Below are 11,419 nucleotides of genomic sequence, written 5' to 3'. Positions count from 1 at the left end.
CACGATAGAAGTCGATCCGGCGCCGATCGCCGGTCGTTTGACGTGCTCAACACTATCGCCAGGCCGTTGCACGCGCAGCCGAAACCAGTGGGACCTGAACATCGGTGACAAGCATCCTTGACACCAAGGCGTCAAGGATGCTTGTCTTCACCCGTGCACCGCCCACCGTCGGAGACCCACGTACGCCTGGCCCGAACACGGGCAGCGCTCACCCAGCGCGAGCTGGCCGAGTTGGTCGGGGTCAGTCGCCAGAGCATCGTCTCGATCGAACGAGGCGACTACGCGCCCAGCGTGTATCTGGCCATCCGACTGTCGCGGGTACTGCGCACTGATGTCGAAGAGCTCTTCCCGCTCACCCACGAGGACTGACGAATGACACGATTCCACGCCACCCTGCGCGCCATCGGCGATCTCGACGACGACTTCTACGCCGAGGAGTTCCAGCGTGACGCCTGGAATGAAGCATCTGCGATCGGTTTTCAGCTCTGGCTGTGGTCGGCGCTGATCGCGGCGGCCATTCTGCCCTGGATCGGCGGGTCGGCCGGTTGTTGGACGGCCTTGGGGCTGCTCGTCGCAGCGGGATCGATCTCAGCAACCGTCGTCCGATACTTCCGGATGCGCAGCCGGATCGATCCCCACGCCTCAGCGCGGTGGCGCCGCCCCCGAACGGCTCTGGTTCTCACCCTCTACGCTGCGGCAGTGTTCGGGCTGGTCGTTCACCTCGCCGATTCGGTGCCCGGCGAGCTGTGGTTCGGCGCCGTCATCGGCATGGTGGCCGGTGCCACGGCGGCCGTGGTGGCGACCATGCGCGCGCGCCGCGACGCCGCAGGTCCCGACGACGACGAGTAGGCCGGTCGCCGGCGAGATCCAGCGAGAACGTCAGGCGAGTTCGAGCAGTCCCGTGAACTCCTCCGGACGCTCCTTGGGCACACACAGGATGTTGTGGGACACCAGGTTCACGAACACGTTCTCCGGATTGCCCAGGAAGTTGTCCGGGTTGAACATCTGCACCTCGTGGGCGTACACGCGATAGTCGAGCGCGCGGGTGAGCGCGATCAGTGCAGGTCGTGTGGGTCCCGGGTTGGCTTCGAGGTACAGCAGCGGGCGGGTTCGGCTGATGGTGCCCTCGGCACCCATCAGGAACGGGATCTCGAAACCCTCGATGTCGGCCTTGATGAGGTCGACTCGGGCGAGCGCGAGCTCGTCGAGGGTGACTGCGGGCAGCTTGTCCACACCGACGGCCTCACCCATCTCCGACAGGACGCGGGTGGCGGCATGCGCGCTCACTCCGCCCACGTTCACAGCCTCGGCGTAGTCGGGCAGGGGCAGATGGATCTCGCCGGGAGCACACGACACCATCGCCAGCTCGGTACGGACCGTGGTGATCCCGTTGGCGGCGAGGTTGTGATCCAGCAGCGCCTTCACGACAGGTTGGCCCTCGATGCCGAGGACATTCACGCCCATCTTGGCCAGGGCTATGGTGTGAGCGCCGATGTTCGAACCCGCCTCCACCACGTGGTCTCCCGGGCGGAGGATCTGGCGAAACAGGTCGACCTCGCCCTCAGACCATTCGCCGTAGAGTTCGAGCGCGCGACCGATGTACATGTCGTTGGCGAAATAGGAGATCTCGCCATGCCGGTAGTTCATCCGCCGCAGGATTTCGGAGTCGATGCTTTTCGCCTGGGTCACTCCGCGAGCGTACGCGACAGCGTGGCACGCGCAAAACGCACGTGTCAGAAGGCGATTCGACGTTTAATCAAGCAAATCGTGCGCCCAGTTAGCGAGTATAGCGAAGGTTTTACCCGACTCGTACGATTCGCAACGACTGCCGCCGCGCCACGCCGCTACGGGTGATCGCGATCATGCCAGGCCGAAGCCGACGACGACGGTCGAGGTGAGGACAGATCATCGTCGGGCCGTCGAACCGACCGACCCTTCTCGACCGCCTCAGGCGGTCTTGTCGCGGCGCTCGTCGCGGCGCGGCTTACGGGGGACGATGGTGGGAAGGACGTTGTCGCGCACGGTTTCTCCGGTGACGACGACCTTGGCGACGTCGTCGCGGCCAGGGATGTCGTACATGACCGGCAGCAGGACCTCTTCCATGATGGCGCGCAGGCCACGAGCCCCCGTGCCGCGATGGATGGCCTGATCGGCCACGGCCTCGAGCGCATCGGGGGTGAACTCCAGCTCCACCCCATCCATCTCGAACAGTCGAACGTACTGCTTGACCAGCGCGTTCTTCGGAGTGGAGAGGATGGAGACCAACGACTCCTTGTCGAGGTTGGTCACCGAGGCCACAACCGGTAGGCGGCCGATGAACTCGGGGATGAGTCCGAACTTGATCAGGTCTTCGGGCATCACCTCGGCGAAGTGGTCGACCACCTCGTCGGTGGACTTGCTGGCCACCTCGGTGCCGAACCCGATGCCGCGCTTGCCGATTCGATCCGACACGATGCGCTCGAGGCCCGCAAACGCGCCGGCCACGATGAACAGCACATTGGTCGTGTCGATCTGGATGAACTCCTGATGCGGATGCTTGCGGCCGCCCTGCGGCGGAACCGACGCCTGCGTGCCCTCGAGGATCTTGAGCAGCGCCTGCTGCACACCTTCACCGGAGACGTCGCGCGTGATCGAGGGGTTCTCACTCTTGCGGGCGATCTTGTCGACCTCGTCGATGTAGATGATCCCGGTCTCGGCCCGCTTCACGTCGTAGTCGGCTGCCTGGATCAGCTTGAGCAGAATGTTCTCGACGTCCTCACCCACGTAGCCGGCCTCGGTCAACGCGGTGGCGTCGGCGATCGCGAAGGGAACGTTGAGCATCTTCGCCAGGGTTTGCGCAAGATAGGTTTTGCCGCATCCGGTGGGACCCAGCATCAGGATGTTCGACTTGGCCAGCTCGACCGGCTCCCCACCGCGAGCATCCTTGCGGTCACCGGCCTGAATGCGCTTGTAGTGGTTGTAGACCGCGACGGCCAGTGTGCGCTTGGCGGTGTCCTGCCCGATGACGTAGTTCTCCAGGAAGTCGCGAATCTCCGACGGCTTGGGAAGTTCATCGAGCTTGACGTCGCTGGTCTCGGCCAGCTCTTCCTCGATGATCTCGTTGCACAGGTCGATGCACTCGTCGCAGATGTACACGCCGGGGCCCGCGATGAGCTTCTTGACCTGCTTTTGACTCTTCCCACAGAAAGAACACTTCAGCAGGTCGCCACCGTCTCCGATTCGGGCCATCGTGTGCTTCTACCTCTTCCTAGTGCACCGGCGCGTGTGCCTCGCTCCGGGCGGTCCACCCCGCTCGCCAGTATCACTGACCGTACTCGCGAGCCGACCGAACTTCGACCGATAAACGCATTGTCAGATCCAGCGCGAGCTCTCGCCCCCACCTGGCCCGTGACCACGCGGCCCCGGGGTTACAGGATCTCCCGGCCCACGAGACACCCGGCGGATGCCCGGGTGCGCGGCGTGTCGCGGGAGATCTCGGCTCAGGACTTCTTGGCCGACTTCTTGCGGTAGGCGAACACCTCGTCGATGATCCCGTACTCCTTGGCATCGGCGGCGGTCAGGATGTTGTCGCGGTCGGTGTCCTTGCGGATCTTCTCCGCGTCCTGACCGGTGTGGATCGACAGGATCTCGTCGAGGCGACGACGGATCCGCTCGATCTCGGCGGCCTGGATCTCGAGGTCGGAGACCTGGCCCTGGTACGAGCCGCCCGTGCGGGGCTGGTGAATCAGCACGGTCGCGTTCGGCAGCGCCGCCCGTTTGCCCGGGGTGCCACCGGCCAGCAGTACAGCCGCCGCCGACGCCGCCTCACCGAGGCAGACGGTGACGATGTCGCAGTGCACGTACTGCATCGTGTCGTAGATCGCCAGCATCGCCGGCACGCTGCCACCCGGCGAGTTGATGTACATGGTGATGTCGCGGTCGGGGTCCTGAGACTCCAACACCAGCAGCTGCGCCATCACGTCGTTGGCCGAGGTGTCGTCGATCTGCACTCCGAGGAAGATGATGCGCTCCTCGAACAGCTTCGCGTACGGGTTGTACTCACGCATGCCGTTGGGGGTGTGCTCGATGAACGAGGGCAGGATGTAGCGGCTCTGCGCGCCGGCCGGGGCGAATCCACCCGGCGCGGGCAGGGCCGGACCGGCGGGGCTGGCAGATGAACCGAACAGGTTGCTCATGAATGTCTCCGAAGAATCTGGGGTGACCGAGAAGTCTGGGTAACCGAGTGGTGTGCGTGGGGGCGGACGGTCGGATCAGGCCCGGCTGATCACGTGATCGACGAAGCCGTACTCCTTGGCCTCGGCTGCGGTGAACCAGTTGTCGCGGTCGGCGTCGGCTTCGATCTTCTCCAACGGCTGGCCGGTGAACTCGGCGTTGAGCCGGTTCATCTCCTTCTTGGTCTGCGCGAACTGCTCGGCCTGGATGGCGATGTCGGCGGCGGTACCACCGATACCAGCCGACGGCTGATGCATCATGATCCGCGCGTGCGGCAGAGCGTGACGCTTGCCCTTGGCCCCGGCGGCGAGCAGGAACTGCCCCATCGACGCCGCCATCCCCATCGCGTAGGTGGCCACGTCACACGGCGCGAGCTGCATGGTGTCGAAGATGGCCATGCCTGCGGTCACCGATCCGCCGGGTGAGTTGATGTAGAGGCTGATGTCCTTGGTCGGATCCTCGGCGGCGAGCAGCAGGATCTGCGCGCACAACCGGTTGGCGATGTCGTCGTCGACCTGGGTGCCGAGGAAGATGATCCGCTCGCGCAGCAACCGCTCGAAGACCGAGTCGGAGAGGTTGAGACCCGCGACGCCCGAGCTGGCGCTGACGCCGGTACCCATCGCTGGGAGGTGGATGTTCGATTCGGCCACAGTTCCTACCTTCGACATTCGTGGACCCTGCTCGGTCCGGACGGTGGTGTGCGACCGCTGCATCGGTGCGGTCGCCTGACAACGACACTAACGAACACAGGCGGCTCCGATGCGTCGGTGCCGCCTGTATTCGCTGACAGCGGATCGATGTGCGCGACCCGCGACCGTGTTCGCTACTTCGCGGCCTCGGCCTCGGTCTCGTCGGTCCCAGCCCCGGTCGCGTCGGTCCCGGTCGCCTCGGATTCGTCGGCACCGCCGAAGAACTCGGTGGTGTCGATGGTGGCCCCGGCGGTGTCGGTAGCACTGACCAGACCGATCACGCCGGCCAGAGCCTTGTTGCGACGTACGTCGGCGTAGATCGATCCGACCTGTCCGGCCTGCTGGAGCTGACCGATGAAGTCCTGAGGTGCCATGCCGTAACGCTGGGCCTGGAACAGGATCTGCTGGGTCAGCTCATCCTGGCTGACCTCGGTCTCGCGCTGCTCGGCGATGGCGTCGAGTAGCAGCTGGGTCTTCACCGAGCGCTCGGCGGACTCGCGTGCCTCGGCCTCGAACTTCTCCCGGGTGGTGCCCTGGGCCTCGAGCAACGAAGCGAGCTGTTCCTCATCGTGATTCAACGAGTGCAGCACCTGGTGTAGCTGACCGTCGACCTCTTCGGCGACGATCTTCTCGGGCAACGGGACCTCGACGACCTCGAGCAGCTTGTCGAGCACCGCGTCGCGAACGGCCGAGGCCTGCTCCATCTTCTTCGACTGGGCGACGCGCTCACGCAGGTCGGCCTTCAGCTCGTCTACGGTGTCGAATTCGCTTGCCAGCTGGGCGAAGTCGTCGTCCACGGCGGGCAACTCGCGGGTCTTGACCGAGTTCACCTTGACTGTGACCTCGGCCTGATCGCCGGCGTGTTCACCGGCGACCAGAGTGGTGGTGAACGTCGCCGTCTCGCCCGAGGACAATCCGATCAGGGCCTCGTCGAGACCGTCGATGAGTTCTCCCGAGCCGACCTCGTGCGACAGGCCGGTCGTGGAGGCCTCGGGGACCTCCTCGCCGTCGATTTCGGCGTTGAGGTCGATCGAGACGAAATCGCCGTCAGCGACCGGCCGTTCAACACCGACGAGCGTGCCGAACCGGGCGCGCAGCGACTCGAGCTGCTCGTCGACCGCTGCGTCATCGGCCTCGATGGGCTCGACCTCGACGCTCAGCGTGGCGAAATCGGGCAGCGTGATCTCCGGACGCACGTCGACCTCGGCGGTGAAGGTGATCGACTTGCCGTACTCGAGCTCGGCGAGGTCGATCTCGGGCTGACCGATTGCCTTGGTCTCGGTTTCGGCAACCGCCTCGGAGTACTTGCCGGGGATGGCGTCGTTGACCACTTGCGCGAGCACCGCGTCGCGCCCGACCCGAGCCTCGATGAGCTTCGCGGGCGCCTTGCCCGGACGGAAGCCCGGGATGCGGATCTGCTGGGCCAGCGACTTGTAGGCACGTGCGAAATCCTGCTCGAGCTCCTCGAAGGGGACCTCGACGTTGAGTTTCACCCGCGTCGGGCTCAGCTGCTCGACGGTGCTCTTCACGAACTTGACTCCTTAGCTGGTGACGATGTCGACCGAACGGCGGACATCGGTTTCGACCGCATGCCTCACGGGCAGCGGTTCGAGGGTCGGGATGACAGGATTTGAACCTGCGACCCTCCGCTCCCAAAGCGGATGCGCTACCAAGCTGCGCCACATCCCGGAAACCCTGCGCATGACCGCAGACGGCGGTCGTGACCGGCGGCTCGACGAGGGCCGGACACCGTGGCAAGGCAACACACGAATAGTACGGGTAGGCCGCGCACCGCGGAGAATCGGTCACCGGAGTAGCCCGGTCAGCCGCAGGGCAGGAGTCCGCGAGGTGCGGGTTTCGATCCGCGTTCGCAGTGCGGTAGCGTTTGCAGGCGCATGCGGCGGCCCGGAGGCGATCCCACCGGACGCAGCGTGCTCCGCGGGTGTAGCTCAATGGTAGAGCCCTAGTCTTCCAAACTAGCTACGCGGGTTCGATTCCCGTCACCCGCTCCACCCACCCGGCCCCGGCGTCCGAGCAGTTCGGACACCGGGGCCGGGTGCGTATCGGCCGGCGTTTCGCGGGACCGACGGCGACACATCGGCCACAACAGCCTCATTGACCGTGTTTCGCCTCAGTCATCGGAGCGTCGGGTTGGGTCCCCGGTGGCCCCGTGCCACGATGAGGTCCCGACGCGCGCTGATGGGCGTTGACATTGCCGCCACCCGAAAGTCAGGTTCTCCGAAGTGTCACCCACCAGGTCCTCCCGATCTCACCGAATCGCTCTTCGCACCGTCACCATCGCGGTGAGCGGTGCGGTGGTCCTCGGCGTCGCCCCCGCCGTCGCCGACGCCGCACCCACGGCTCCCCCACCCACGGTGCCCGGGCTGCCCGGCGTCCCCCTGCCGGACTTCCTGCGACCGCTGTTCCCGGCCCCGATCAAACCCGCCCCCACACCGGCTCCGAAGCCGCCGGCGCCCGCGCCGGCGCCGGATCCGGCACAACCCGCGCCCCCGGTGGCCACCAAGACCGGCTGGGTTGCGTTGGCCGACGATGCCTCCCACCAGCTCACGGTGTGGCACAACGGCAAGGTCGTGCGGACCATGCCGATCTCGATGGGGTCGAGCAACCACCCGACCCCCAACGGCGTGTACTTCACCAAGGAGAAGTACCGCGACATGTACATGGACTCGTCCACCTACGGCGTCCCGATCGACTCGCCCGGCGGCTACCGGACCTACGTCGAGTACGCCATCCGGATGAGCTGGGATGGCATCTTCCTGCACGGGGCACCGTGGTCGGTCGAACAGCAGGGCCGGTCCAACGTCAGCCACGGGTGCATCAACGTCAACCTCGACAACGCGCGGTGGGCCTACGAGAACTTCCCGTCGGGAACCCCGATCGTGGTGCGCGGCACCATCGGCGGGCAGTACGTCCCCGGCAGCTGACCCCTCAGGGGGCGGTCAGACCCCCAACTCGTGTTCCTGGCTCGCCCCGATCACCCGGGAGATGGCGCGCATCTTGTTGACCGCATCCAGTGCGGCCACCTTGTACCCCTCGGCCAGCGTCGGATAGTTGAAGACCGCGTTGACCAGGTAGTCCACCGTGCCACCGCAGCCCATCACCGTCTGGCCGATGTGCACCAACTCCGCGGCGTTGCTACCGAACACGTGCACGCCCAGCAGGGTGCGGTCGGTGGCGTGCACCAACAGTTTGAGCATCCCGTACGAGTCGCCCATGATGGCCCCGCGGGCCAGCTCCTTGTAGCGGGCCACACCCACCTCGAACGGGACGTTGTCGGTGGTCAGCTCGTCTTCGGTGGCTCCCACGTAGCTGACCTCGGGGATGGAGTAGATCCCGATCGGTTGCACCCCGCAGTCACCGCCCGCCGGTTCACCGAACGCGTGGTAGGCCGCGCGGCGACCCTGTTCCATCGACGTGGCCGCCAACGCCGGGAAGCCGATCACGTCGCCCACGGCATAGATGTGGGGCTGGCTGGTCTGGAAGTTCTCGTTCACCACCAACCGACCGCGTTCACCGCCGGACAGGCCTGCCTTGTCGATGTCGAGTTCGTCGGTGACGCCCTGGCGCCCAGCCGAATACAGCACGGTGTCGGCGGGGATCTTCTTCCCCGACTCCAGCACGGTGATGGTGCCGCCGGAATGCGTCTCCACCGTCTTCACCGACTCGGAGAAGCGGAAGGTCACTCCGCGATCGCGCAGCTGATACTGCAACGCCTCGATGATCTCCTTGTCGCAGAAGTCGAGCATGGTGGGACGTTTCTCCACCACCGTCACCTTGGTGCCCAGCGCAGCGAACATCGACGCGTACTCGATTCCGATCACCCCGGCACCGACCACCACCATCGACTGCGGCACATGGTCCATGCCCAGGATCTGATCGGAGTCGACGATCGTGGCGCCGTCGAAATCGACCGAGCTCGGTCGGGCGGGACGGGTCCCGACCGCGATCACCACGTTCTCGGCGGTCACGGTGGTGCAGTCACCGTCGACACCGTCGACTGCGATCTGATGGGGGCCGATGAACCGCGCGCTGCCGATCAACAGGGCAACGCGGTTGCGCGCCAACTGATTCTGGATGACGTCGATCTCTTTGCCGACGACGTGCTGGGTGCGAGCGGACAGATCGGCGACGGTGATGTCGGCCTTGAGCCGATAGGACTGACCGTAGAGCTCCCGCTGCGACAATCCCGTCAGGTACAGCACCGCTTCGCGCATGGTCTTCGACGGAACCGTGCCCGTGTTGATGCACACCCCGCCGACCATGTCCCGGCGCTCGATCACCGCGGCGCGTTTGCCCAGCTTGGCCGCAGCGATCGCGGCCTTCTGCCCGGCTGGGCCGGATCCGATGACCACCAGATCGAAATGGTCCACTGTTCTCAACTCCGATGCCTGGGGCGGATGGGGCGCGTCCAGTGTGGCAAACGGCCTGGCACCGCATGTTTCTTCCAGGTGAAGCGTGGTTTACCGAATGGTCGGCGCCATCAGTCCGGCTGACAGCTCGGGCACCAGAACAGGTTTCGCCCCTCCATCACCTCACCGAGGATGGTGTTGCCGCACACCCGACACGGCTGACCCCGGCGGCGGTAGACGTAGTTGCGCGGACGTCCGCGCGGGCCACCGGGACCGTGATCGTCCTCGGGGCGGATGGTGATGATCTTGCCCTTGCGAACCCCGAGGGCCATCAGGTCGACCAGGTCATCCCATATCGCGTTGAAATCACGCTCCCCCAACGCTTTTCCTTCACGCATGGGGTTCACCCCGGCGCGGAACAACACCTCGGCCCGGTAGACGTTACCGATACCGGCGATCACCTTCTGGTCCATCAGCAAGGCCCCGACCGCGCGGGTGGACCGGCTGATCCGGCGGAGCGCACGCTCGGGTTCGGCATCGGCACGCAGCGGATCGGGACCCAACCGAGAAACCAGCGCGTCGAGGTCCTCTTCGGTGAACAGCTCACATGCGGTCGGCCCGCGCAGATCGCCGCCGTGGGTGTCGCCTTCGATCCGCATCCGCACCTCGCCGACCGGTGGCGGCATGGGGGCCTTGACATCCGAGAAGCGACCGAACAGCCCAAGGTGGACATGCACCATCGCGCCCGAATCGTAGTGGTGGATCAGGTGTTTGCCCCAGGCTTCCGCCTTGGTGAACACCTGTCCGTCGAGCTCGTCAGCCTCCTCGGCGAATCGGCCCTGAGGACTCGACACCGCCACCTGCTGGTTGCGGAAGCGCCGCTGATGCAGCCGGGCGAGCCGGTGGATCGTGTGTCCTTCGGGCATGTCGTCAGGACGCCGGCAGCTCCGGCGCTACCCCGGTCTTCTCGAACTCGGCCAGGATATCGATGCGCCGCTGATGTCTTGGCTCCTCCGACCACGGTGTCGCGAGGAAGGCGTCGACGATGGCCAAAGCCTCGTCGGTGCTGTGCATCCGACCCCCGATGCCGATGAGCTGAGCGTTGTTGTGCTGACGCGCCAACTGTGCGGTCTCCACACTCCACGCCAGCGCGCATCGGGCCCCGGGAACCTTGTTGGCCGCGATCTGTTCGCCGTTTCCGCTGCCGCCCAACACGATTCCGAGGCTTCCCGGATCCGCGACGACACCTGCGGCCGCGGCAATACAGAACGCCGGGTAGTCGTCGAGGGCGTCGTAGACGTGTGCACCGCAGTCCACGACGTCGTGCCCGGCCGCCTTCAAGTGGTCGGCGATCAGGTTCTTGAGTTCGAATCCGGCATGGTCGGCACCGAGGTAAACGCGCATGTCGTCGATTGTGTCAGGTGCCCACGCCCCGGTGACCATCGCGGTCAGTCGAAGCGAGGACCCTCGTCGCGGCTGCGCTTGAGCTCGAAGAAATACGGGTAGCCGGCCAACAGCACCGACCCGTCCCACACGCGACCGGCATCCTCACCACGGGGGATACGCGAGAGCACCGGGCCGAAGAACGCGACATCGTTGATGTGGATGGTGGGGGTGCCCACGTCGTCACCCACCTTGTCCATGCCGCGATGGTGGCTGGCCCTGATCTCCTCGTCGAACTCGGTGGAATCGGCGGCTGCGGCGAGGTCGGCCGGCAGCCCGGCCTCCTGCAACGACACCCCGATCGCCTCGTCATGGTCTTTGATCCCGTTGTTGTGGATGGTGGTTCCCATCGCGGTGTACAGCGGGCCCAAAACCTCGGGTCCGTGTGCGGCCACCGCAGCGGCCAGGACCCGCACCGGTTTCCACGCGTTCTTGAGTGCTTCGGCGTAGTCGGCGGGGATGTCCTTGCCCTCGTTGAGCACTGCCAGGCTCATGATGTGGAACTGCACGTCGATGTCGCGGACCTGCTCCACCTCCAGGATCCACCGCGAGGTGATCCAGCACCACGGGCACAGCGGGTCGAACCAGAAGTCGACCCGGTCGCGGGTGGTGTTGGCGGAGGTGTCGGGTGCGGCGGCGGTGGCGTTCATGCAAGCTCCTCAGCGACGAAGTCGGGCGCTGACCGAGACCGCTCATCCCGGATGA

12 protein-coding genes and 2 tRNA genes are annotated in these 11,419 nt (G+C 65.7%); 4 read left to right on the top strand and 10 right to left on the bottom strand.

Annotation, left to right across the window (positions count from 1 at the left end; translation table 11 throughout):
* The first annotated feature begins 141 nt into the window (after nt 1-141).
* Nucleotides 142-369, top strand: a complete 228-nt coding sequence (locus tag KIK15_RS16205) for a helix-turn-helix transcriptional regulator (RefSeq protein ID WP_250324836.1) — start codon at nt 142-144, stop codon at nt 367-369.
* Between the two features lie 3 nt (nt 370-372).
* Nucleotides 373-849: a DUF2029 domain-containing protein gene (locus KIK15_RS16200; protein WP_214245762.1), complete on the top strand. Its 477-nt coding sequence runs from the start codon at nt 373-375 to the stop codon at nt 847-849.
* A gap of 30 nt (nt 850-879) precedes the next feature.
* Here the strand turns inward: KIK15_RS16200 and KIK15_RS16195 are convergent, their stop codons facing one another.
* The 6 genes from KIK15_RS16195 to KIK15_RS16170 all read right to left on the bottom strand — a co-directional run bounded on the left by KIK15_RS16195 (nt 880) and on the right by KIK15_RS16170 (nt 6,590).
* Nucleotides 880-1,689, bottom strand: coding sequence for an FkbM family methyltransferase (locus KIK15_RS16195; protein ID WP_214245761.1), 810 nt, complete (start codon nt 1,687-1,689; stop codon nt 880-882).
* 258 nt (nt 1,690-1,947) lie between these two features.
* Entirely contained in the window at nt 1,948-3,228 is a 1,281-nt protein-coding gene (clpX, locus tag KIK15_RS16190) for an ATP-dependent Clp protease ATP-binding subunit ClpX (protein WP_214245760.1), read from the bottom strand.
* 251 nt (nt 3,229-3,479) lie between these two features.
* Nucleotides 3,480-4,175: an ATP-dependent Clp protease proteolytic subunit gene (locus KIK15_RS16185; RefSeq protein ID WP_214245759.1), complete on the bottom strand. Its 696-nt coding sequence runs from the start codon at nt 4,173-4,175 to the stop codon at nt 3,480-3,482.
* Nucleotides 4,176-4,250: 75 nt separating this feature from the next.
* Entirely contained in the window at nt 4,251-4,862 is a 612-nt protein-coding gene (locus KIK15_RS16180) for an ATP-dependent Clp protease proteolytic subunit (protein ID WP_374222869.1), read from the bottom strand.
* A 173-nt stretch (nt 4,863-5,035) separates the two neighbouring features.
* Nucleotides 5,036-6,430 (bottom strand): trigger factor, encoded by a 1,395-nt coding sequence (tig, locus tag KIK15_RS16175; RefSeq protein ID WP_214245758.1) that lies wholly within the window; start codon nt 6,428-6,430, stop codon nt 5,036-5,038.
* 86 nt (nt 6,431-6,516) lie between these two features.
* Nucleotides 6,517-6,590, bottom strand: a tRNA-Pro gene (locus KIK15_RS16170).
* 249 nt (nt 6,591-6,839) lie between these two features.
* Between KIK15_RS16170 and KIK15_RS16165 the strand changes: the two genes are divergently transcribed.
* Nucleotides 6,840-6,913: transfer RNA gene (locus KIK15_RS16165), tRNA-Gly, on the top strand.
* 291 nt (nt 6,914-7,204) lie between these two features.
* Complete coding sequence (locus KIK15_RS16160; protein WP_307851937.1) at nt 7,205-7,846, top strand: L,D-transpeptidase; 642 nt, start codon at nt 7,205-7,207, stop codon at nt 7,844-7,846.
* A 15-nt stretch (nt 7,847-7,861) separates the two neighbouring features.
* Here KIK15_RS16160 and sthA read toward each other — a convergent pair whose 3' ends face one another.
* The 4 genes from sthA to KIK15_RS16140 all read right to left on the bottom strand — a co-directional run bounded on the left by sthA (nt 7,862) and on the right by KIK15_RS16140 (nt 11,364).
* Nucleotides 7,862-9,292 (bottom strand): Si-specific NAD(P)(+) transhydrogenase, encoded by a 1,431-nt coding sequence (gene sthA / locus KIK15_RS16155; RefSeq protein ID WP_214245756.1) that lies wholly within the window; start codon nt 9,290-9,292, stop codon nt 7,862-7,864.
* Nucleotides 9,293-9,402: 110 nt separating this feature from the next.
* Nucleotides 9,403-10,197: an Fpg/Nei family DNA glycosylase gene (locus KIK15_RS16150; protein ID WP_214245755.1), complete on the bottom strand. Its 795-nt coding sequence runs from the start codon at nt 10,195-10,197 to the stop codon at nt 9,403-9,405.
* A gap of 4 nt (nt 10,198-10,201) precedes the next feature.
* Nucleotides 10,202-10,675 carry a ribose-5-phosphate isomerase gene (locus tag KIK15_RS16145; RefSeq protein WP_214245754.1) on the bottom strand — a complete coding sequence of 158 codons (474 nt, stop codon included), beginning with the start codon at nt 10,673-10,675 and terminating at the stop codon, nt 10,202-10,204.
* A gap of 44 nt (nt 10,676-10,719) precedes the next feature.
* Complete coding sequence (locus KIK15_RS16140) at nt 10,720-11,364, bottom strand: DsbA family protein (protein ID WP_214245753.1); 645 nt, start codon at nt 11,362-11,364, stop codon at nt 10,720-10,722.
* Between the last annotated feature and the right edge of the window lie 55 nt (nt 11,365-11,419).

It is taken from the genome of Williamsia sp. CHRR-6 (genome assembly GCF_018474015.1).
GTDB lineage: Bacteria > Actinomycetota > Actinomycetes > Mycobacteriales > Mycobacteriaceae > Williamsia_A.
The sequence above is the reverse complement of the archived record's forward strand: the minus strand, read 5'-3'. Positions and strand labels throughout refer to the sequence as shown.